This is a genomic window from Streptomyces sp. NRRL S-337 (genome assembly GCF_000720175.1).
Lineage (GTDB): Bacteria > Actinomycetota > Actinomycetes > Streptomycetales > Streptomycetaceae > Streptomyces > Streptomyces siderophoricus.
In genome coordinates this window covers 1-21,126 of record NZ_JOIX01000111.1, presented here as the reverse complement: position 1 = coordinate 21,126, position 21,126 = coordinate 1, and the positions used below count along the sequence as shown (strand labels likewise).

Annotated in this window: 18 protein-coding genes and 1 tRNA gene; 13 read left to right on the top strand and 6 right to left on the bottom strand. The window is 73.6% G+C overall.

Annotated elements, in window-relative coordinates:
• Positions 1 to 10: 10 nt before the first annotated feature.
• Positions 11 to 1,012: an FAD-dependent oxidoreductase gene (locus IG62_RS0138460; protein ID WP_037840361.1), complete on the bottom strand. Its 1,002-nt coding sequence runs from the start codon at positions 1,010 to 1,012 to the stop codon at positions 11 to 13.
• A gap of 214 nt (positions 1,013 to 1,226) precedes the next feature.
• On the opposite strand from IG62_RS0138460, the gene IG62_RS0138455 reads away from it, so the two are divergent.
• Complete coding sequence (locus IG62_RS0138455) at positions 1,227 to 3,167, top strand: FUSC family protein (RefSeq protein ID WP_030815008.1); 1,941 nt, start codon at positions 1,227 to 1,229, stop codon at positions 3,165 to 3,167.
• Here IG62_RS0138455 and IG62_RS0138450 read toward each other — a convergent pair.
• The 3 genes from IG62_RS0138450 to IG62_RS0138440 all read right to left on the bottom strand — a co-directional run bounded on the left by IG62_RS0138450 (position 3,112) and on the right by IG62_RS0138440 (position 8,166).
• Positions 3,112 to 4,320 (bottom strand): Cmx/CmrA family chloramphenicol efflux MFS transporter, encoded by a 1,209-nt coding sequence (locus IG62_RS0138450; protein ID WP_037840359.1) that lies wholly within the window; start codon positions 4,318 to 4,320, stop codon positions 3,112 to 3,114. The two genes, IG62_RS0138455 and IG62_RS0138450, sit on opposite strands and share 56 nt — an antisense overlap.
• A gap of 392 nt (positions 4,321 to 4,712) precedes the next feature.
• Entirely contained in the window at positions 4,713 to 7,160 is a 2,448-nt protein-coding gene (locus IG62_RS0138445; protein ID WP_030815001.1) for a Tex family protein, read from the bottom strand.
• A gap of 136 nt (positions 7,161 to 7,296) precedes the next feature.
• The gene (locus IG62_RS0138440) at positions 7,297 to 8,166 is read right to left on the bottom strand and encodes an SCO6745 family protein (protein ID WP_030814998.1); all 870 of its coding nucleotides are present in this window, start codon (positions 8,164 to 8,166) and stop codon (positions 7,297 to 7,299) included.
• A gap of 152 nt (positions 8,167 to 8,318) precedes the next feature.
• On the opposite strand from IG62_RS0138440, the gene IG62_RS0138435 reads away from it, so the two are divergent.
• On the top strand, positions 8,319 to 9,281 hold the full coding sequence (locus tag IG62_RS0138435) for a GlxA family transcriptional regulator (RefSeq protein WP_030814995.1): 963 nt from the start codon (positions 8,319 to 8,321) through the stop codon (positions 9,279 to 9,281).
• 54 nt (positions 9,282 to 9,335) lie between these two features.
• Entirely contained in the window at positions 9,336 to 10,007 is a 672-nt protein-coding gene (locus IG62_RS0138430) for a DJ-1/PfpI family protein (RefSeq protein WP_030814992.1), read from the top strand.
• Between the two features lie 6 nt (positions 10,008 to 10,013).
• Here the strand turns inward: IG62_RS0138430 and IG62_RS0138425 are convergent, their stop codons facing one another.
• The gene (locus IG62_RS0138425; RefSeq protein ID WP_030814989.1) at positions 10,014 to 10,784 is read right to left on the bottom strand and encodes an enoyl-CoA hydratase/isomerase family protein; all 771 of its coding nucleotides are present in this window, start codon (positions 10,782 to 10,784) and stop codon (positions 10,014 to 10,016) included.
• Positions 10,785 to 10,838: 54 nt separating this feature from the next.
• Between IG62_RS0138425 and IG62_RS0138420 the strand changes: the two genes are divergently transcribed.
• From IG62_RS0138420 to IG62_RS0138410, 3 genes are all read left to right on the top strand, one after another.
• Positions 10,839 to 12,497 carry an ABC-F family ATP-binding cassette domain-containing protein gene (locus tag IG62_RS0138420; protein WP_030814986.1) on the top strand — a complete coding sequence of 553 codons (1,659 nt, stop codon included), beginning with the start codon at positions 10,839 to 10,841 and terminating at the stop codon, positions 12,495 to 12,497.
• Positions 12,498 to 12,595: 98 nt separating this feature from the next.
• A tRNA-Met gene (locus IG62_RS0138415) sits at positions 12,596 to 12,669 on the top strand.
• A gap of 257 nt (positions 12,670 to 12,926) precedes the next feature.
• Complete coding sequence (locus IG62_RS0138410; RefSeq protein WP_030814983.1) at positions 12,927 to 13,418, top strand: ATP-binding protein; 492 nt, start codon at positions 12,927 to 12,929, stop codon at positions 13,416 to 13,418.
• Here the strand turns inward: IG62_RS0138410 and idi are convergent.
• On the bottom strand, positions 13,393 to 14,004 hold the full coding sequence (idi, locus tag IG62_RS0138405; RefSeq protein WP_030814980.1) for an isopentenyl-diphosphate Delta-isomerase: 612 nt from the start codon (positions 14,002 to 14,004) through the stop codon (positions 13,393 to 13,395). The two genes, IG62_RS0138410 and idi, sit on opposite strands and share 26 nt — an antisense overlap.
• Before the next feature lie 559 nt (positions 14,005 to 14,563).
• On the opposite strand from idi, the gene IG62_RS0138400 reads away from it, so the two are divergent.
• From IG62_RS0138400 to IG62_RS0138370, 7 genes are all read left to right on the top strand, one after another.
• Positions 14,564 to 16,378 carry a DUF5941 domain-containing protein gene (locus IG62_RS0138400; RefSeq protein ID WP_030814978.1) on the top strand — a complete coding sequence of 605 codons (1,815 nt, stop codon included), beginning with the start codon at positions 14,564 to 14,566 and terminating at the stop codon, positions 16,376 to 16,378.
• Entirely contained in the window at positions 16,375 to 17,112 is a 738-nt protein-coding gene (locus IG62_RS0138395) for a sugar phosphate nucleotidyltransferase (RefSeq protein ID WP_030814975.1), read from the top strand. Before IG62_RS0138400 ends, IG62_RS0138395 begins: the two co-directional genes overlap by 4 nt.
• Positions 17,100 to 18,161 (top strand): iron-containing alcohol dehydrogenase family protein, encoded by a 1,062-nt coding sequence (locus IG62_RS0138390; protein ID WP_030814973.1) that lies wholly within the window; start codon positions 17,100 to 17,102, stop codon positions 18,159 to 18,161. Before IG62_RS0138395 ends, IG62_RS0138390 begins: the two co-directional genes overlap by 13 nt.
• Positions 18,139 to 18,918, top strand: a complete 780-nt coding sequence (locus IG62_RS0138385) for a CDP-alcohol phosphatidyltransferase family protein (RefSeq protein WP_078872499.1) — start codon at positions 18,139 to 18,141, stop codon at positions 18,916 to 18,918. The genes IG62_RS0138390 and IG62_RS0138385 overlap by 23 nt, the downstream gene beginning before the upstream one ends.
• A 14-nt stretch (positions 18,919 to 18,932) precedes the next feature.
• Positions 18,933 to 19,805: a glycosyltransferase family 2 protein gene (locus tag IG62_RS0138380; RefSeq protein WP_030814966.1), complete on the top strand. Its 873-nt coding sequence runs from the start codon at positions 18,933 to 18,935 to the stop codon at positions 19,803 to 19,805.
• Positions 19,806 to 19,883: 78 nt separating this feature from the next.
• Positions 19,884 to 20,813: an ABC transporter permease gene (locus IG62_RS0138375; protein WP_030814963.1), complete on the top strand. Its 930-nt coding sequence runs from the start codon at positions 19,884 to 19,886 to the stop codon at positions 20,811 to 20,813.
• Positions 20,806 to 21,126, top strand: a 321-nt coding sequence (locus tag IG62_RS0138370) for an ATP-binding cassette domain-containing protein (RefSeq protein ID WP_030814962.1), incomplete at its 3' end; no start/stop codon positions are given. The genes IG62_RS0138375 and IG62_RS0138370, both read left to right, overlap by 8 nt.

Sequence of the window (21,126 nt, the reverse complement as noted above, 5' to 3'; positions counted from 1 at the left end):
CCCCAACCGCCTACTCCCGCCCCTCCCCACCCAGAACTCTCCGCACCCACCCCACCACTTCGTCGGCGCACCCCCACGCCACGGTCACCCCCGCGCCCCCGTGCCCGTAGTTGTGGACGCACCAGGTGCCGCCCGGCAAGCGCTCCGCCTCCAGACGCACCGCGGGGCGCGCCGGGCGCAGGCCCACCCTGTGCGCCAGGACCCGGGCCCGTGCCACCTCGGGGAAGGGCTCGGCGCAGCGTGCCACGATCGCCTCCGCCACCGCCGGATCCGGCTCCCTCGACCAGGCGCCCTCGCGGGCCGTACCGCCGAGCACCAGCCCGTACGGCTGCGGCAGCAGGTAGGTGGTGTCCGTCGCGCCGCCGTCCGCGGCCACGAACCACTCCCGCACCCCCGGATTCGCGACGATGACCAACTGCCCCTGCACCGGCTGGACTTGAGGATCCGGGACGAGCTCACGTGCGCCCAGGCCGGAGCAGTTCACCACCACCCCGGCGGCCCGCCCGGCCTCCTCCAGGGAGGACAGCGCACGGCGTTCCAGCGTGCCGCCGGCCGCGGTCAGCCGCCGCTCCAGATAGCGCAGATGGGCCGGCATGTCCACCAGCGGGGTACGCGCCCGCCACCCCACCGCGGTGCCCCCGGGGAGCTCGTCCGGGCGGGCCGGCCGCAGCCCGGGAACGGCCTCGTACCAGGCGGAGAGTCCGTCGTCGTCGCCCGGCGCGGCGGCCGCCAGGGTGCCCGCCACCAGCCGGGCGCCGGTCTCCTCCGGCCGCCGCGCCAGACCGGACAGCACCTCCAAGGACCGTACGGACCAGGCCACCGCCCGCTCGTAGGGCCGGATGCGGTACGGCCAGCAGAGCCCGCCGGCCACCGCGGAGGTCGTCGCGTCCGCCGCGTCCCGGCTCACCACCCGCACCCGGTGGCCGTCCTCCGCCAGCGCCACCGCCGACGTCAGCCCGATGACGCCACCGCCGACCACCCACACCTCGTCCGTGCCCGTGTCGATCGCCATGGCGGGATGCTAGGGGGAAGCCCCACGAGGTGTCCCCTCCGGCGCGGCACCCGGCCGTCGCCGCGGAAGCCGGACTTCCGCCATTGGTGATCTTGCGGTAACCCTCCGGCAGCGGTGCGGACAAACCGGGACCTTAGGCTGGGAGCAGCACCCGTCGGCCGATGTCGCCCCTCGGATCCGCCCGCCGTCCGTAAGCCGTCGACCAAGGAGACCCATGCTCCGCGCGCCGCGCGCCGTGCCCGCCTGGCTCGCCCACCCGTTCCGCTGGCAGCGGCTGCCCGTGCCCTGGGCCGCCGTCGCCCGCGGTGCGCTCTGTGCCGGGCCGCTGCTCGGCGCGGGCATCGCCACCGGCCGCCCGGCGCCCGGTGTGCTCGCCGCGCTCGGTTCCATGCTGGCCGGCGTCAACGACCGCCCCGGCACCCGCCGGACCGGCGTCGTGCACATCGGCCTGCCCGCGCTGGCCTCGGCGCTCGGGATGCTGGTCGGTGCCTCGCTGCGGGCCGTGGACGCGGGCTGGTGGGTCGTACCGGCACTGTTCGTGGTCGGTTTCGTCTCCGGTGCGGGCAGCGTCGCCGGTCCGGTCCGCTCGAACGCCGGGATGCAGATGCTGGCCACCACGGTCCTGGGCGCCGGGATGCCGCTGCCCGGCGCACCGTGGGCCAAGGCCCTGACCCTGCTCGCCGGCTGCCTGTGGCTGCTCCTGCTGCGGCTGGTGCTGCGCCCGCCGCGACCGGTGGGCGGTGCGCTCGGCGGTGAGCGGGCCGCGGTCGCCACGGTCTTCGACGCGCTGGCCGACGCCCTGGGCGCGGCCGGCGGGCCCGGTGCGGAGCCCGCCCGGCGCCGGCTCACCGCCGCACTGGACCGCGCCGACGAGGCGCTGCGGCTGCGGCTGCTGACGGACCGGTTGCTGCGCCGTCCGGCCGACCCGGACGAACTCCTGCTGGCCGAACGGTTCGCCGCGGCCACCGCGTTGTGCGAGGCCAGCGTCGCGCTGCTGTGGGAGGCCCGCCCGCTGCCGGCCCGGGTCGCCGACAGCCCCCGCCGGTTCGCCGCCGCGCTGCGCACCGGGCGGCCGCCGGGCCGGCTGTCCGCCCCGGAGACCAGCACGCCCGGTCGCGGCGCCTTCGACCAGGCGCTGCTGGACGCGGCGGTGGCATTCGCCCGCAGCGAGCCGCTGACCCGGTCCCGGCCACGGCCGGGGCGGCCGGAACCGGCGCGGCGCGGGCACGAACTCCTCGGACCGGCCGGGCGGGACTACGGCCTGCGGGTCGCGCTCTGCATCGCGGCGAGTGCGGCGGTGGCGCTGCTGCTGCGGGCGGACCACTGGTACTGGCTGCCGGCCACCGCCACCTTCCTGGTCAAGCCGGACCTGGGCCCGCTGTTCTCCCGCACCGTCAACCGCTTCGCCGGCACCGTCGCCGGGGTGCTGGTCTTCGCCGGGGCCGGTCTGCTGCTGACGGGGGAGTGGTGGCCCGCCCTGGTGGCGGGGGTGGGCGGGGCGCTGCTGCCGTTCGCCACCCGGCACTTCGCGCTGCAGACCGTGGCGATCACCCTCATGGTGCTGTCGTTCGTGTACGTCAGCGGTGCCCGGGAGGCCGCCGCCGAGCGGATCGTCGACACCTCCATCGCCTGCGGCATCGTGCTCGTGGTGGGGCATCTGCCGCGGCTCGCGGACCCGCGCCGCCGGGTCGGGCTGCGGGTCACCGCGGCGCTGCGGGCCACCGAACGCTTCCTGCGGCACGTCCTTGAGGCCCGGCCCGGTACCGATCCCGCGGAGCGGCTGGCGCTCCGCCGGGCCGCGTACCGGGCGCTCGGGGAGGCCCGGGCGGCCGCGGAGACGGCCGCCGCCGAGCTCCTGGCCGCCCGCGACCGCAACCCCGACTGGCCGGCCGTGGTCACCGCCGCCGAACGCATCGTGGACGCCGCGACGGCCTGCGCGGTACGTCTCGACCACGGCGCCCGGCGCCCGGGCACCGAGGAGGCCGAGCGGCTGTGCCGGGCGCTCCTGGCGATGGCCGACGCGCTGGAGGATCCGGGGCGCCGGCCCGGCACCGGCTTGCCGGACGTCGAGCTGCGGGCCGACCCGGACTGCGCCACGCTCACCGACGTCGCGGCGGAACTGGAACGCATCCGGGGGCACGCCGGGGCGGGGTGAGCCGGCGGGACGCGGCGAGGGCCGCTCCGCCCACCGCCAGGGCGAGCGCCATGAGCAGGACGCTGACCCCTACCGGCGCCCGGTAGCCGAAACCGGCGGCGAGGGCGGCGCCGCCGAGCCACGGGCCCAGCGCGGCGCCCACGTTGAGCGCCGCGGTGGCGAACCCGCCGGCCAGGGTCGGCGCCCCGGTCGCCGCGTAGAGCGCCTGCGCGACCAGGGTGGAGCCGACCCCGAACGACAGCGCCCCCATGGCGGGGACGAGCAGCACGGCCGCCACCGGGCTGCCGGCCATCAGCGCCAGCAGGCCCCACCCGGCGAGCAGCGCCGCCCCGCCGGCCAGCAGCAGCGGCACCGGACGGGTGTCGGCCAGCCGCCCGCCGGCCCGCACGCCGGCGAACGAGCCCAGGCCGAAGAGCGCCAGTACGGCAGGCACCCAGCCGGTGCCGATCCCGGCGACATCGGTGACCAGCGGCGCGAGATAGGTGAAGGTGCAGAAGGTCGCGCCGTTCACCAGCGCGCCCAGGAGCAGGATCAGCAGCAGTCGCGGTGAGCGCAGCGTCCGCAGCTCGCCCCGCGCCCGCACCGCGTCGCCGTCCGCGGCACGGCCGCCACCGGCCGGCACCGACCGGACGATCGCCGCCACGGCCGGCACCGACACCGCGGCGACCGCCCAGAACGCCGAGCGCCATCCCCACGCCGCACCGAGCAGCGCACCGGCGGGCACGCCCGCGACACAGGCCAGGGTGGTGCCGCCGAGCAGCACGGAGGTGGCCCGGCCCTTGGCGTCCGGGGCGACCACGGAGGTCGCGGTGGTCAGGGCCACGGCGAGGAACCCGGCGTTGGCCAGGGCCGCGACGACCCGGGTGGCCAGCAGCACCGGGAAGCTGGTAGTGACCGCGCCCGCCACATGGACCAGCAGGAACGTGACCAGGAACGCCAGCAGCGCCCGGCGGCGCGGCCAGCGCCGGGCGAGCAGCGCCATCAGGGGCGCCCCGACGATCATTCCGACGGCGAACGCCGAGGTCAGCAATCCCGCTGCGGACAGCGGGACGTGCAGATCGGCGGCGATGTCCGGCAGCAGACCGGACAGCATGAACTCGGAGGTGCCTTGCGCGAAGACGGCGAGTCCGAGCAGATGGAGGAAGAAGGGCACAGCGACACTCCGCAACCACGGTGTGGATCGACGTGCGTCACCTCACAGGGGCGCGGCGAAAAGCTCGGGCACCTGAGGGTTCTGGCACGGATCTTGACAGGACGTCAGACGGCGAGGCCGTGCGCGCGACGGCGCGCACGGCGGGCGACGACGATCCGGTGGCGGCGGAGCACAGGGGAGTAACGGCACGACGGCGCAATGCCGGGCCGGAGAGGCAACGCGAAAAGCCACCGGACGGCCGGTGGCTAGCGTCTTGACGCCTCGGGGCTGGACATGGGGCGCAGACTAACGGCGGCCTGCCGGGCCCGTCCAGGCAATTACGGCGGTGCACTCGGACCGAGGCCCCGGGGTGTCGGAGGACTCCCCGGGGCCCGTACGATCCGGCGATCCGGTCAGCGGCCGCTGCCGTCCTTGCCCAGCAGCCCGGCCCGGCGCAGCGCGTCCGCCATGGCGTCGTTGGCCGGCCCGGCGTCCCGGCCACCACCACCGCGGCGGTCACCGCCCCGCCCGCCACCCTGCCGGCCGCCGGCAGCCTGGCGTTGCCGGGGCGCGCCGCCCCGGCCGCCGTCGCGCGGTCCGCGGCCGCCGCCCGCCCCGGCGCGGCGCTCGCCGCCGGCCGCGGGGGCGCCCTTGCCGGGCTCGTCGTCCAGACGCAGCGTCAGCGAGATCCGCTTGCGCGGGATGTCGACGTCGAGCACCTTGACCCGCACGATGTCGCCCGGCTTCACCACGTCCCGCGGGTCCTTGACGAAGGTCCGCGACATCGCCGACACGTGGACCAGACCGTCCTGGTGGACACCGACGTCCACGAACGCCCCGAAGGCGGCGACGTTGGTCACCACACCTTCCAGGAGCATCCCCGGCTCCAGGTCGCCGATCTTCTCCACGCCCTCCTTGAAGGTCGCGGTCCTGAACACCGGACGCGGGTCCCGGCCCGGCTTCTCCAGCTCCTGGAGGATGTCGGTCACCGTCGGCAGCCCGAAGGAGTCGTCGACGAACTCGGCCGGCTTCAGGGTGCGCAGCACCGCCGTGTTGCCGATCAGCGAACCGACCTCCGTGCCCGCCGACGTCACCATCCGGCGCACCACCGGATACGCCTCCGGGTGCACGCTGGAGGCGTCCAGCGGGTCGTCGCCGCCCCGGATCCGCAGGAAGCCCGCGCACTGCTCGTACGCCTTCGGGCCGAGCCGCGCCACGTCCTTGAGGGCCTTGCGGGAGCGGAACGGGCCGTTGGCGTCGCGGTGCGCGACGATGTTCTCGGCCAGACCGGAACCGATGCCCGACACCCGCGACAGCAGCGGCGCGGAGGCGGTGTTGACGTCCACGCCGACGCCGTTGACGCAGTCCTCGACCACCGCGTCCAGCGAGCGCGACAGCTTCACCTCGGACAGGTCGTGCTGGTACTGCCCGACCCCGATCGACTTCGGGTCGATCTTGACCAGCTCGGCCAGCGGGTCCTGCAGGCGGCGGGCGATGGACACCGCACCGCGCAACGACACGTCCAGGTCCGGCAGTTCCTGGGAGGCGAACGCGGACGCGGAGTAGACCGAGGCGCCGGCCTCGGACACCATCACCTTCGTCAGCTTCAGCTCCGGCTGTGCCGCGATCAGATCGGCCGCCAGCTTGTCGGTCTCGCGGGAGGCGGTGCCGTTGCCGATCGCGATCAGCTCGACCCGGTGCTCGCGGGCCAGCCTCGCCAGGGTGGCCAGCGAGGCGTCCCACTTCTGCTGCGGGACGTGCGGGTAGATCGTGTCGGTGGCGGCCACCTTGCCCGTGGCGTCCACGACCGCGACCTTCACGCCCGTACGGAAGCCGGGGTCCAGGCCCATCGTGGCGCGGGTGCCGGCCGGCGCCGCGAGCAGCAGGTCGCGCAGGTTCGACGCGAAGACCCGCACCGCCTCGTCCTCGGCGGCCTGGCGCAGCCGGAGCCGCAGATCGATGCCCAGATGCACCTGGACGCGGGTGCGCCAGGCCCAGCGGACGGTGTCCAGCAGCCACCGGTCGGCCGGGCGCCCGCGGTCCGCGATCCCGAACTTCCCGGCGATGGACCGCTCGTAGGAGCTCGGCCCCTCGGTGGCCGCCGACGGGTCCTCCGGCTCCAGGGTGAGGTCGAGGACCTCCTCCTTCTCGCCGCGGAACATCGCCAGCACCCGGTGCGAGGGCAGTTCGGTGAACGGCTCGGCGAAGTCGAAGTAGTCGGCGAACTTCGCGCCGGCCTCCTCCTTGCCCTCGCGCACCTTCGCCGTCACCCGGCCGCGCGACCACATCCGCTCCCGCAGCTCACCGATCAGGTCCGCGTCCTCGCTGAACCGCTCGGTCAGGATGGCCCGCGCCCCGTCCAGGGCGGCCGCCGGATCGGCGACCCCCTTGTCCGGGTCCACGAACGCCGCGGCGGCCGCGGCCGGCTCCACGGAAGGGTCGGTGAGCAGCCCGTCGGCGAGCGGCTCCAGGCCCGCCTCGCGCGCGATCTGTGCCTTGGTGCGGCGCTTGGGCTTGAACGGGAGGTAGATGTCCTCCAGCCGGGCCTTGGAGTCGGCGCCGCGGATCTGCGCCTCCAGGGCGGCGTCCAGCTTGCCCTGGGACCGTACGGACTCCAGCACCGCGGTGCGCCGCTCCTCCAGCTCCCGCAGGTAGCGCAGCCGCTCCTCCAGCGAGCGCAGCTGCGCGTCGTCGAGCATCTCGGTGGCTTCCTTGCGGTAGCGCGCGATGAACGGGACGGTCGAGCCACCGTCGAGCAGTTCGACCGCGGCCTTCACCTGCCGCTCCTTGACGCCGAGCTCCCCGGCGATCCGCGCTTCGATGGATCCGAGGGCCCCGATGGGCTCAGTGGCTGCCGTCACGTTGATCCTGCCCGCCTTCCAGCTCTTGCTTGAGCCTGCAATTGTGCCGGGTGACCGAGCGGGCTGTCGCGCCGCCCAGCCGGTGGGCGGCGCCGGGGTGTGCGCGGTGCCGGCACACCCGGTGGCCGCGCGCGGCCTACTTGCCGAACAGCGCGGCGGGGAACGCGCCGGCGTTCATGACGGCGGTGGTGAAGCCGGTGGCCAGCTCGGTGAGCCGGGCCACGCCCGCCGCGCCCAGGTGCTCGTACGGGGCCCGGTCCAGGCGGTCGGTGGTCTCCTCCAGGTCCTTGCGCAGCCGGACGCCGGCCTCGGTCAAGTGGCCCTCGCCGTCCAGGAGACCGCGGGACCGCAGCCGCTCCTGGGCGGCCTGCCAGTCCTCCTCGGACCAGCCGCGGGTCGAAAGGACACCCCGGTGGCTCATGCCCCGGCCGGTGGCGGTGTGGGTGACCAGCGCCTCCAGCCCGTCCAGTTCGGCGTCCAGCAGTGCCACCAGGTGGCCGTCGCCGCGGTGTTCGCGCAGCAGGGTCGCGGCGTGCCAGTAGGCCAGGTGCGGGGCGTCCGGCACCGGGAGGTCGGCGTGCGCGGCGTACAGCGGCCGGGCGCGGCGGGTACCGGCTTCGGCGGCGCGCAGCGCCAGTTCGGCGGCCTCCGCCATCTCCGGTGACATCACCGCCTCGTCGCCGAGCAGCCGGCGCAGGGTGGCGTCGGCGGCGCGCAGCCGGGCGTCGAGCACGTTCTGCGGGGTGGTCTTCTTCCACACCTCCGGCAGGTGCCGGGCGATCAGGTCGTACTTGAAGTTGTAGAAGGTGGCCGCGACGGTGCCGGGGCCGACCGCCCCCATCGCCGCGCTGCGGCAGACGAAGTAGCCGGCCTTGGGGTCGTCGACCCCGGCCTTGGCCATCTCGGCGGGCAGCTCCGGCGCGAAGTAGTGCGTGGAGTGGAAGGGGTTGATGACGTTGTGGCACGTGCGGCCGGCCCGCTCGGGCAGTGCGCTGTGAGAGGTCATGGGGGCAGGGTACCGACCCGTCGGTATGGCGCCGGGGGCAGGGCCCGGACGGGACCCACGAGGCTTCCGCGGCGGCCTGCGACCAGGCAATGGCAGGAAAGGTGGGAAGCCCGTCATTGCCGCCATCGCCGCCGCTGCCCAGGATGGACGGCATGGAACAGCGCGAGGTGCTGGTCGTCCTCTTCGACGGCGTGCAGGCCCTGGACGTCACCGGGCCGGTGGAGGTCTTCAGCGGTGCCGGGCAGGCCGTCCCCGGCGCCTACCGGATCCGCACCGCCACCCTGGACGGCACGCCGGTGCGCACCACCAGCGGTCTGACCCTGGTCCCCGACACCACGCTCGACGCCGCCGGGCCGCCGCACACACTGCTGGTCCCGGGCGGCCAGGGCACCCGCACCCCCGACCCGCGGCTGGTCGACTGGCTGCGGAACAACGCCCACCGGGCCCGCCGCAAGGTCTCGGTGTGCAGCGGGGCGTTGCTGCTGGCCGAGACCGGGCTGCTGGACGGCCGGCGCGCGACCACCCACTGGATGCTGTGCGACACCCTCGCCGAACGATTCCCCGCGGTGCGGGTGGAGGCCGACCCGATCTACGTACGGGACGGCGACCTGGCCACCTCCGCGGGCGTGACGGCCGGCATCGACCTGGCGCTGGCCCTCGTGGAGGAGGACCTCGGCCGGGACCTCGCGCTCACCATCGCCCGGCACCTGGTGGTGTTCCTGCGCCGGCCGGGCAACCAGAAGCAGTTCAGCGCCCAGCTCGCCGCCCAGACCGCGCAGCGGCGGCCGCTGCGCGACGTCCAGCAGTGGATCACCGAGCACCCGGCCGCCGACCTGTCCGTCGACGCGCTCGCCGCCCGCGCCGGACTCTCCCCGCGCCACTTCGCCCGGGCGTTCCGCGACGAGGTCGGTATGACGCCGGGTCGCTATGTCGACCGGGTACGGCTGGAGGCCGCCCGCCGCTGCCTGGAGGACACCACCGACGGCATCGCCCAGGTGGCCCGCCACTGCGGCTACGGCACCCCCGAGGCGATGCGCCGCGCCTTCCTCCGCGCCCTGGCCGCCTCCCCGGCCGAATACCGCCGCCGCTTCCAGCCGGCCCCCGCGGGCCGCTGAACGGCCGCCCGCCGTCCGACTCTTCCGAGCCACTCCTCCAGAACGGGAAACGCCATGCAGATCGCGATCCTCCTCTACGACCGCTTCACCACCCTGGACGCCATCGGCCCCTACGAGACGCTCAGCCGCCTCCCGGGCGCCGAGACGGTGTTCGTCGCCGAGCGCGCCGGGACGTACCGCAGCGACACCGGATCCGTGGGGCTGGTCGCGGACGCCGCGCTGGACGAGGTCACCGCGCCCGACATCCTCGTCGTCCCCGGCGGCCCGGGGCAGACCGTGCACATGGCGGACGGGCCGCTGCACGACTGGATCCGTGCCGTGGACGCCGCCACCAGCTGGACCACCTCGGTGTGCACCGGCTCGCTGATCCTGGCGGCGGCCGGCCTCCTCAAGGGCCGCCGGGCCACCTCCCACTGGCTCGCGCTGGACCAGCTGCCGGCCCTGGGCGCCGAGCCGACCGGGGAGCGGGTGGTCTTCGACGGCAAGTACGTCACCGCGGCCGGGGTCTCGTCCGGCATCGACATGGGGCTGCACCTGGCCGGCCGGATCGCCGGGGACACGGCGGCCCAGATCATCCAGCTCGGTATCGAGTACGACCCGCAGCCGCCCTACGACGCGGGCTCCCCGGACAAGGCGCCGGCCGAGGTCACCGCGGCGCTGCGGGACCTCGGCCGGTCCGTGCTCACCGGGGACCGGGAACAGCGGGCGCGGGAACAGCGGGCGTAGCGCCCCTCACTCGGCGGGCCAGGTGAACCGCGGCGGCCTGCGCTCCAGGAAGGCGGCGGCACCTTCGGCGGTGTCGCCGCTCGCCCGGGCCTGCCCGGCCCAGTGGGCGCCGCGCTCCTCCGCCTCGTCCGGCGGCACGTCCCAGGTGCCGTTGGCCAGCTCCTTCGCCGCCGTCTGCGTCAGCAGCGACCGGCTCGCCAGTACGGCCGAGAACTCCACGACCCGCTTGCCCAGTTCACCCTCGGCCAGCACCTCGTCCACCAGCCCGGTCCGCAGCGCCCGCGCGCAGTCGATCAACTCCCCGGAGAACAACAGGTACTTGGCGGACGACAGCCCGACCAGGCGGACCAGCCGCCGGGTGGCGGACGCCGGGTAGACCACCGCCAGCTTGGCCGGCGTCACCCCGAACAGCGCCCCCTCCTCCGCGAACCGCAGATCGCAGGCGGCCGCCAACTGGGCGCCGCCGCCCACGCAGTAGCCGCGTATCGCCGCCAGCGTCGGCTTCGGGAAGGCGGCCAGCGCCTCCTCGGCCGCCACCGCCAGCCCCTGCGACTCCTGTGCCGTCCCGCGCAGCGAGGCGATGTCCGCCCCCGCGCAGAACGTCCCGCCGGCACCGGTCAGCACCAGCGACCGCACCGCCCGGTCCGCCGCCAGCCGCGCCAGCAGGGGCGGCAGATCCCGCCACATCTGGACGGTCATCGCATTGCGCTTGCCGGTGTTGCTGATGGTGACGGTCGCTGTGCCGTCGCTGACGTGCGTCGTGAGGCCCGGTTCCATGCCCGGATATTAGAGCGACCGCGGCCCGGGCGGCCGGTTACGATCGACGGTCTGATGTCAGCAACCCTCGTCGCCAAAGACCTCGCCGCCGGCCACGGCGAGCGCATCCTCTTCTCCGGTCTCGATCTGGTCGTCGCCCCCGGGGACGTGATCGGCCTCGTCGGCGCCAACGGCGCGGGCAAGTCCACCCTGCTGCGCCTGCTGGCCGGGCTGGACACCCCCGAGGAGGGCGCGCTCTCCCTCAGCCCGCCCACCGCCACCGTCGGCCACCTCCCGCAGGAGCCCGACCGCCGCCCCGGGGAGACCGTACGGGCCTTCCTCGCCCGCCGTACCGGCGTGACCGACGCCCAGCGCGCCCTGGACGCCGCCACCCAGGCCCTGGCCGAGGAGCGCCCCGGCGCCGACGACGCCTACGACACCGCCTTCACCCGCTGGCTCGACCTCGGCGCCGCCGACCTCGACGAACGCGCCGAGGAGACCGCGGCCCAGCTCGGCCTCACCGTCGGCCTCGACCAGCCGATGACCGCCCTCTCCGGCGGACAGGCCGCCCGGGCCTCGCTCGCCTCCCTGCTGCTCTCCCGTTACGACGTCTTCCTGCTGGACGAGCCGACCAACGACCTGGACCTGGACGGTCTGCACCGGCTGGAGGAGTTCGTCACCGGGCTGCGCGCCGGCACCGTCCTCGTCAGCCACGACCGCGAGTTCCTGACCCGCACCGTCAACCGCGTGGTCGAACTCGACCTCGCCCAGCAGCAGGTCAACGTCTACGGCGGCGGCTACGCCTCCTATCTGGAGGAGCGCGAGCGGGCCCGGCGGCACGCCCGCGAGCAGTACGAGGAGTACGCCGAGACCAAGGCCGCCCTGGAGACCCGCGCCCACACCCAGCGCAACTGGATGGAGAAGGGCGTCAAGAACGCCCGCCGCAAGGCCCCCGACAACGACAAGATCGGCCGCAAGGGCCGGGTCGAGGCCACCGAGAAACAGGCCGCCAAGGCCAAGCAGACCCAGCGCCTGATCGAGCGGCTGGACGTGGTGGCGGAGCCGCGCAAGGAGTGGGAGCTGCGGATGGAGATCGCCGCGGCGCCCCGGGCCGGCGCGGTCGTCGCGACCCTGCGCGGGGCCGCGGTCCGGCGCGGTGACTTCCGCTTCGGCCCGGTGGACCTGCAGATCGACTGGGCGGACCGGGTCGCCATCACCGGTCCCAACGGCTCCGGCAAGTCCACCCTGCTGGCCGCCCTGCTCGGCCGGCTCCCGCTGGACGCCGGGCAGGCCGCGCTCGGCCCCGGCGTGGTGGTCGGCGAGATCGAGCAGGCCCGCGGCCGGCTCTTCGGCGGGCACCATCTCGGCGACCAGCCGCTGATGGACGCCTTCCGGGCCGCCGTGCCGGACCTGCCGCCCGCCGACGTGCGCACCCTGCTCGCGAAGTTCGGGCTGAAGGCGGCCCATGTGCTGCGCCCGGCGCACACCCTCTCGCCGGGGGAGCGGACCCGGGCCGCGCTGGCCCTCCTCCAGGGGCGCGGGGTCAACCTCCTCGTCCTGGACGAGCCGACCAACCACCTGGACCTGCCGGCCATCGAGCAGCTGGAGTCGGCGCTCGCCTCGTACCCGGGCACGCTGCTGCTGGTGACCCACGACCGGCGGATGCTGGACGCGGTGCACACCACGCGGCGGATCGAGGTCGAGGCCGGGCGGATCACCGACCGGGCGGTGTGACCCGGGCAGGCCGGGGGCCGGGCCGCGCGCCTGCCCGCGGCCGGTCGGTTTATCGATTTGGATCCGCGGCGGGCGACCCGTAAGGTGGGGGCAACCGACGCGGGGTGGAGCAGCTCGGTAGCTCGCTGGGCTCATAACCCAGAGGTCGCAGGTTCAAATCCTGTCCCCGCTACTGCACACACGGCAGGCCCGGTGCCCAGGCACCGGGCCTGCCGTGCTGTCCGCCCCGCCGCCCGGGCAGGTCGAGCCCGATGGCGGGATCGTAGGGGTGCCGTCCCCGTGGAATCCATGAACCCGGCACAAAGGGAACAGGGCCGGTCCGCAGCCCGAGGGAAACTCTCGGAATCCGCCAAAAGCCGTCGATAGGCGCTGACTTGCGTTCAGCAGGCCGGTACGGACCAGCGCATTCTCAACACTCTTCCTGTGAGGATGCCTTCCGGACCCCCCGCAGAACCCCCCGACGAGCTGACCTCCCCGCTCGCGTACGAAGGTGTCTGGCGCTTCACCGCACCGGCACTGGAGTCCTCGGTGCCGCAGGCGCGCCATGCGGTCCGGGACCTGCTCGCCGAACAGCACGTGCCGGTCGCCGCCGACATCATGGACGGCTTGCTGCTCATCGTCTCCGAACTCGTCACCAACGCCGTCCGGCACGCCGCCCTGCTCTCCCCGCAGATCGCCGTCCAGGTCACCATCGGCGCCAACTGGCTGCGGGTCGCGGTGGAGGACGACCACCCCTACCGCCCCAAGGCGCTGGAGGCGGACGAGGGTGACGTCGGGGGGCGCGGGCTGTGGCTGGTCAAGACCGTCACGGCCGAGGTGGGCGGCAAATGCGACGTCGAGCACACGGCCGGCGGCGGCAAGGCCATCTGGGCCGAGCTGCCGCTCACCCCGCTGGCTACCAGCCCGCCGACCGTCCGGTGAGCTCCCGCACCGCCGGGCGCGCCGCGTCCAGCACGGTCATGAACCACGCGGAGAACGGTGCCTTTGCATGCCGCTCGGCCAGCTCCGCCGGCGTCACGAACGCGATCTCGCCGATCTCCTCCGGGTCCGGTGCCGGCTCGGCCCGCACCAGGCCCACGAACAGGTGGTTGTACTCCTGCTCCACGAGCCCGGAGGACGGATCGGGATGGTTGTAGCGCACCGTGCCCGCCTCGGCCAGCAGCGCCGGTGCCACACCCAGCTCCTCCGCGGTCCGGCGGGCCGCCGCCGCGAACGGCGCCTCACCGGGGTACGGGTGGCCGCAGCAGGTGTTGGACCACACACCGGGGGAGTGGTACTTCCCCAGCGCCCGGCGCTGGAGCAGCAGCCGGCCCTTCTCGTCGAAGAGGAAGACCGAGAACGCCCGGTGCAGCTGCCCCGGAGGCTGGTGCGCCGCGAGCTTCTCCGCGGTGCCGATCGTCGTACCGTCCTCGTCGACCAGCTCCAGCATGATCGGTTCGGCGGCGCCGCCCGGCGTGCGCACCGCCGCGTCCTCGGCGGTCTGTCCGTTGGCAGGTGTGATCGGCATGCCCATCCTTGTCGTCGGTCTTCGACGTCAAGTCTGCCCTAGCCGGGTCCGCATCACCGGCACGGCGGGTGCGCGGCGCCACACCTCCCGCGCGTCCGGTCGGGAGTGCGCCCACCTGGCATCCACCGTGAGAGGGGCCACATCAGGCGGCCGTCCCCGGGCACCGCGCGAGGCGTCCCCCGGCCCCCGCAGCCGGCCACCGCACCGGCCGCGTGCGCTCCCCGCCCGCCGGCATGGCCCTCGCCACACCCCCACGGCACAACCCGCCCGCCCCGTGACCAGCCCGCTCATAACCGGCACCGGAACGGCAGCCCCGATCGCCGGCCAGTTGTTCATGCGCCACCCCATCCACCATGATGATCGCGGCAGGCGCAGCCGTCGGTCACTCGATCGTGCGGTGAATGCGCGGTGAACGGCCGCATCCGGCGATCCGATAGCCTCTGCCGACGTGCCATCCGGCCCTCCGGGCGCCCGGTGTGCCACGCCCGCTGCCCGGGTAGTCCGTATCGAATGCGGATCGACCGGCGCTGCCTTGTCAGCCTCCAAGGAGTGAGTTCGTCTGTCGACCGCCATCCTCACCGGTCCGCCGGTCGCCGGGTCGCCGCTCGAAGCCGACCTGCGCACGCTGGGCTTCGACGTCCGTACGGCGGACGACGCCGCCTCCGCGGCCGCGCTGCTCGCCGAGGTGCCCGCACAGGAGCGGGTCGCCCTCGTCGACCCCCGCTTCGTCGGCCATCTGCACGCCCTGCGGCTCGCGCTGACCGACCCCCGCTTCCCGGCCGCCGCCGTGCCGGGCGCGCTCACCGCGCAGGCCGCGGCCCGCCCGGCGCTGGCCCGCGCGGCCGGCCGGATCCCGGTCGGCGCCGGCACCGCCCACCTCACGGACGTCCTCACCGAGACGCTCACCGACTTCCTGGACCGCGACGACATCGGTCTGCACCGCGTCGAGCTGGGCAGCCTGGTCGCCACCGTCGCGCTCACCCCCGCCCAGCGCGAGGAGGCCCGCGAGGCGGTCGCGGCCGTCGACGACGAGGCGGTACGGCTGCGCACCGCGGTCAAGTCCCGCGACGGCTTCTTCACGACCTTCTGCATCAGCCCGTACTCGCGCTACCTCGCCCGCTGGTGCGCGCGCCGCGGCCTCACCCCCAACCAGGTCACCACCGCGTCCCTGCTCACCGCGCTGATAGCGGCCGGCGGCGCGGCCACCGGCACCCGCGCCGGCTTCGTCGCCGCGGGGGTCCTGCTGCTCCTCTCCTTCGTCCTGGACTGCACCGACGGGCAGCTCGCCCGCTACTCGCTGCAGTACTCGACGCTGGGCGCCTGGCTGGACGCCACCTTCGACCGGGCCAAGGAGTACGCCTATTACGCGGGCCTGGCGCTGGGTGCCGCCCGCGGTGGTGACGACGTATGGGCCCTGGCGCTCGGCGCGATGGTCCTGCAGACCTGCCGGCACGTCGTCGACTTCGCCTTCAACGAGGCGAATCACGATGCGGCGGGTGCCACCGGCAACACCAGCCCGACCGCGGCGCTCTCCGACAAGCTCGACAGCGTCGGCTGGACGGTCTGGGTCCGCCGCATGATCGTGCTGCCGATCGGCGAACGCTGGGCCATGATCGCCGTACTCACCGCGGCCACCACGCCGCGCATCGTCTTCTACGCCCTGCTCATCGGCTGTGCGCTGGCCGCCTGCTACACCACGGCCGGCCGGGTGCTGCGCTCCCTGACCCGGCGGGCCCGGCGCACCGACCGCGCCGCCCGGGCGCTGGCCGACCTCGCCGACTCCGGACCGCTCGCCGAGCTGATCGCCCGCGGCGCGCACGGCCGCGGCCGCACCGGTTCCTTCCTCGCCCCGGCTATGGCATTTCTCTCGGCCGCGGTGCTGCTGGTCTGGGTGATCTTCGAGAGCGACCCGGCGTCCTGGCTCACCGTGGGCGTCGCCGGCTGCTCCGCGCTGCTGGCCGGCGCGGCGGTGTCCCGGCCGCTCAAGGGCGCCCTCGACTGGCTCGTCCCGCCCTTCTTCCGGGCCGGCGAGTACGTCACGATCCTCGTTCTGGCCGCCCGCGCGGACGTGCCCGGAGCGCTCCCCGCGGCGTTCGGGCTGGTCGCGGCCGTCGCCTACCATCACTACGACACCGTCTACCGCATCCGCGGTGGCACCGGGGCCCCGCCGCGGTGGCTGGTCCGGGCAACCGGCGGCCACGAGGGACGCGTCCTCGTAGTGACCGTCCTGGCAGCCGCGCTGTCCCCCGAAGGTTTCACAATCGCGCTCACGGCCCTGGCCGTGGTCCTTGCGCTGCTGGTGCTCATCGAGAGCATCCGCTTCTGGGTCTCTTCCGGAGCACCCGCCGTACACGATGAAGGAGAACCCGCATGATCGGCCTCGTGCTGGCTGCCGGCGCCGGACGGCGTCTGCGCCCCTACACCGACACCCTGCCCAAGGCGCTGGTGCCGGTTGACGGGGACACCACCATCCTCGACCTGACCCTCGGCAACTTCGCCGAGATCGGCCTGACCGAGGTCGCGATCATCGTCGGCTACCGCAAGGAGGCCGTGTACGAGCGCAAGGAGGCCCTGGAGCAGAAGTACGGCCTCAAGCTCACCCTGATCGACAACGACAAGGCCGAGGAGTGGAACAACGCCTACTCCCTGTGGTGCGGCCGTGACGCCCTCCAGCACGACGTGATCCTCGCCAACGGCGACACCGTGCACCCGGTCTCCGTCGAGAAGACCCTGCTCGCCGCCCGCGGCAACGGCCAGAAGATCATCCTCGCGCTGGACACCGTCAAGCAGCTCGCCGACGAGGAGATGAAGGTCGTCGTGGACCCCGAGAAGGGCGTCCAGAAGATCACCAAGCTGATGGACCCGGCCGAGGCGACCGGTGAGTACATCGGTGTCACCCTCATCGAGGGCTCCGCCGCCGCCGAGCTGGCCGACGCCCTGAAGACCACCTTCGAGCGGGACCCCGACCTCTACTACGAGGACGGCTACCAGGAGCTGGTCAACCGCGGCTTCAAGGTGGACGTGGCACCGATCGGCGACGTCAAGTGGGTCGAGATCGACAACCACGACGACCTGGCGAAGGGCCGTGACATCGCATGCCAGTACTGACCCGCCTCATTCCGTCCCCGGTCGTCGTCGACATCAACGCCGGCGCCCTGGACGACCTGGCGGGCCTGCTGGCCGATCAGCGCATCTCCGCGTCCGGCAAGCTCGCCATCGCGATCAGCGGCGGCTCGGGGGCGCGGCTGCGTGAGCGGCTGGCCCCCGCGCTGCCGGGCGCCGAGTGGTACGAGGTCGGCGGCGGCACCCTGGACGACGCGATCAAGCTCGCCGACGCCATGAAGAAGGGGCACTACGACGCGGTCGTGGGCCTCGGCGGCGGCAAGATCATCGACTGCGCCAAGTTCGCCGCCGCGCGGATCGGCCTGCCGCTGGTGGCCGTCGCGACGAACCTGTCGCACGACGGCCTGTGCTCGCCGGTCGCCACCCTGGACAACGACGCCGGCCGCGGCTCCTACGGTGTGCCGAACCCGATCGCCGTGGTGATCGACCTCGACATCATCCGGGAGGCCCCGGTCCGGTTCGTTCGCTCCGGCATCGGTGACGCGATCTCCAACATCTCCGCGGTCGCGGACTGGGAGCTCTCGCACCGTGAGACCGGCGAGGCGATCGACGGACTGGCCGCCGCCATGGCGCGCCAGGCCGGCGAGGCGGTGCTCCGGCACCCCGGCGGCGTCGGCGAGGACTCCTTCCTCCAGGTGCTCGCCGAGGGCCTGGTCCTCACCGGCATCTCGATGTCGGTGGCCGGCGACAGCCGCCCGGCGTCCGGCGCCTGCCACGAGATCAACCACGCCCTGGACATCCTCTACCCCAAGCGCGCGGCGAGCCACGGCGAGCAGTGCGGCCTCGGTGCCGCCTTCGCCACGCACCTGCGCGGGGACAAGGAGACCCGGGACCTGATGGTCGAGGTGCTGCGCCGGCACGGACTGCCGGTCACGCCGGGTGAGATCGGCTTCACCGACGAGGAATTCGTCGAGGCCGTCGCGTACGCACCCAAGACCCGCCCCGGGCGCTACACGATCCTGGAGCACCTCGACCTGTCCACCGACCAGATCAGGGACGCTTACGCCGACTATGCACAAGCCATCGGTAGCTGAGCTCCGGCCGGTCGTTCACCCCGCGGGGGTGAAGGACCGGCGGAGCGGCGAGCACTGGGCCGGCCGGCTCTACATGCGCGAGATCTCGCTGCGCATCGACCGGCACCTGGTGAACACCCGGGTCACGCCCAACCAGCTGACCTACCTGATGACCCTCTTCGGCGTCCTCGCCGCCCCGGCCCTGCTGGTGCCGGGGGTCTGGGGCGCCGTGCTCGGCGTGCTGATGGTGCAGCTGTACCTGCTGCTCGACTGCGTCGACGGCGAGATCGCCCGGTGGCGCAAGCAGTACTCGCTCACCGGTGTCTGGATGGACCGCGTCGGCGCGTACCTCACCGACGCCGCCGTGCTCGTCGGCTTCGGCCTGCGCGCCGCCGACCTGTGGGGCTCGGGCCGGATCGACTGGCTGTGGGCCTTCCTCGGCACGCTGGCCGCCCTCGGCGCCATCCTGATCAAGGCGGAGACGGACCTGGTCGGCGTGGCCCGCGCGCAGAGCGGCAAGGAGCAGGTCAAGGAGACCGCGTCCGAGATGCGCTCCTCCGGGATGGCGCTGGCCCGCAAGGCCGCCGCGGCGCTGAAGTTCCACCGGCTGATCCTCGGTGTCGAGGCGTCCCTGCTGGTCCTGGCCCTTGCGGTGGTGGACCAGATCCGGGGCGACCTGTTCTTCTCGCGGCTGGGCGTCGCCGTGCTCGCCGGCATCGCGCTCGTCCAGACGCTGCTCCACCTCGTGTCCATCCTCGCCTCCAGCAGGCTCAAGTGACGGGGGCGTCCCAGATGCGCGTCGGTGCGGTGATCATCACCATGGGCAACCGCCCCGAGGAGCTGCGTGCGCTGCTGGACTCGGTGGCCAAGCAGGACGGCGATCCGATCGAGGTCGCCGTCGTCGGCAACGGCTCGCCGCTGCCGGAGCTGCCCGAGGGCGTGCGGACCGTCGAGCTCCCGGAGAACGTCGGCATCCCGGCCGGCCGGAACGTCGGCATCGAGGCGTTCGGGCCGGTCGGCCGCGAGATGGACGTCCTGCTCTTCCTCGACGACGACGGGCTGCTGGCCCGGGAGGACACCGCCGAGCTGTGCCGCGAGGCGTTCGCCAAGGACCCGGAGCTCGGCATCATCAGCTTCCGGATCGCCGACCCGGACACCGGCGAGACCCAGCGCCGGCACGTTCCCCGGCTGCGCGCGTCCGACCCGATGCGGTCCTCGCGGGTGACCACCTTCCTCGGCGGCGCGAACGCCGTGCGCACCAAGGTCTTCGCGGAGGTCGGCGGGCTGCCCGACGACTTCTTCTACGCCCATGAGGAGACCGACCTGGCCTGGCGGGCGCTGAACGCCGGCTGGATGATCGACTACCGGTCGGACATGGTCCTGTACCACCCGACGACGGCACCGGCCCGGCACGCGGTCTACCACCGGATGGTGGCCCGCAACCGGGTCTGGCTGGCCCGCCGCAACCTCCCCGCCGCACTGGTTCCGGTCTATCTCGGTGTCTGGTTCCTGCTCACCCTCGCCCGGCGCCCCTCGCGACCGGCGCTGCGGGCCTGGCTGGGCGGCTTCAAGGAGGGCTGGGCCACCCCGTGCGGTCCCAGGCGTCCCATGAAGTGGGCTACCGTTTGGCGACTGACCCGACTGGGCCGCCCTCCCGTCATCTGACAAGCTCGTATCTGAGAGCATCAGGCGCGAACCGGGGCGTGGCCCCGGCAGCGCACCTTGAGGACGAAAGTGTCAACTGTGAGCGAGACCACGCACGACAGTGCGGTCGCCATGAGTGCCCCGGCAGCTTCCGACGAAGGGCTGACCGCGGCTCAGCGGGCCCAGAAGTACGGGCTCGCGCAGAGCGGGGCGCGTCCGAGCCTCCCCGAGTACGTCCGGCAGCTGTGGCAGCGGCGGCATTTCATCTCCGCCTTCGCCAGCGCCAAGCTGACCGCGCAGTACAGCCAGGCCAAGCTGGGGCAGGTCTGGCAGGTGGCGACGCCCCTGCTGAACGCGCTCGTCTACTACTTGATCTTCGGTCTGCTGATCGGCACGAGGAAGGGAATCCCCGACTTCGTGCCGTTCCTGGTGACCGGCGTCTTCATCTTCACCTTCACGCAGAGCTCGGTGATGGCCGGTACGCGGGCGATCTCCGGCAACCTCGGTCTGGTGCGGGCGCTGCACTTCCCGCGGGCCTGCCTGCCGATCTCGTTCTGCCTGATGCAGCTGCAGCAGCTGCTGTTCTCCATGGGTGTGCTGGTCCTGATCCTGCTCGGCTTCGGGCAGATGCCGACCTGGTCGTGGTTCCTGGTGCTCCCGGCGCTGCTGCTCCAGTTCGTCTTCAACACGGGCCTGGCGATGGTCATGGCGCGACTGGGCTCGAAGACCCCGGACCTGGCGCAGCTGATGCCGTTCATCATGCGGACGTGGATGTACGCGTCCGGCGTGATGTTCAGCATCGACCTGATCCTTAAGGGCAAGCACGTCCCGCAGTTCGTGGAGGTCCTGCTCAACGCCAACCCGGCGGCGGTCTACATCGACCTGATGCGCTTCGCGCTGATCGACAGCTTCACGGCGAACAAGCTGCCCCCGCACGTGTGGGCGTTCGCCGGCGGCTGGGCACTCCTGATGGGCGTCGCGGGCTTTGTGTACTTCTGGAAGGCTGAGGAGCGGTACGGACGTGGCTGAGCAGAACAACGGCGTGCAGCCCACGGCGGCCGCCCAGGAGCGGATCCCGACGGTGATCGCGGACGATCTGCACATCGTCTACCGCGTCTACGGCACCGGTGCCGGCAAGGGCAGCGCCACCGCGGCGCTGAACCGCATCGTCCGCCGCAAGCCCTCCACCGGTGTGCGCGAGGTCCACGCGGTCAAGGGTGTGTCCTTCACCGCCTACCGCGGGGAGTCCATCGGCCTGATCGGCTCCAACGGCTCGGGCAAGTCCACCCTGCTCAAGGCGGTCGCCGGCCTGCTGCCGGCCGAGCGCGGCAAGGTCTACACC

Bases quoted from the DNA above. Each gene is read 5' to 3' on its own strand.
- IG62_RS0138380 (WP_030814966.1), top strand. From the start codon at position 18,933: ATGCGCGTCGGTGCGGTGATCATCACCATGGGCAACCGCCCCGAGGAG.
- IG62_RS0138390 (WP_030814973.1), top strand. From the start codon at position 17,100: ATGCCAGTACTGACCCGCCTCATTCCGTCCCCGGTCGTCGTCGACATC.
- IG62_RS0138385 (WP_078872499.1), top strand. From the start codon at position 18,139: ATGCACAAGCCATCGGTAGCTGAGCTCCGGCCGGTCGTTCACCCCGCG.
- IG62_RS0138440 (WP_030814998.1), bottom strand. From the start codon at position 8,166: ATGACCTCTCACAGCGCACTGCCCGAGCGGGCCGGCCGCACGTGCCAC.
- IG62_RS0138430 (WP_030814992.1), top strand. From the start codon at position 9,336: ATGCAGATCGCGATCCTCCTCTACGACCGCTTCACCACCCTGGACGCC.
- IG62_RS0138460 (WP_037840361.1), bottom strand. From the start codon at position 1,012: ATGGCGATCGACACGGGCACGGACGAGGTGTGGGTGGTCGGCGGTGGC.
- IG62_RS0138455 (WP_030815008.1), top strand. From the start codon at position 1,227: ATGCTCCGCGCGCCGCGCGCCGTGCCCGCCTGGCTCGCCCACCCGTTC.
- IG62_RS0138410 (WP_030814983.1), top strand. From the start codon at position 12,927: ATGCCTTCCGGACCCCCCGCAGAACCCCCCGACGAGCTGACCTCCCCG.
- idi (WP_030814980.1), bottom strand. From the start codon at position 14,004: ATGCCGATCACACCTGCCAACGGACAGACCGCCGAGGACGCGGCGGTG.
- IG62_RS0138435 (WP_030814995.1), top strand. From the start codon at position 8,319: ATGGAACAGCGCGAGGTGCTGGTCGTCCTCTTCGACGGCGTGCAGGCC.
- IG62_RS0138420 (WP_030814986.1), top strand. From the start codon at position 10,839: ATGTCAGCAACCCTCGTCGCCAAAGACCTCGCCGCCGGCCACGGCGAG.
- IG62_RS0138425 (WP_030814989.1), bottom strand. From the start codon at position 10,784: ATGGAACCGGGCCTCACGACGCACGTCAGCGACGGCACAGCGACCGTC.
- IG62_RS0138395 (WP_030814975.1), top strand. From the start codon at position 16,375: ATGATCGGCCTCGTGCTGGCTGCCGGCGCCGGACGGCGTCTGCGCCCC.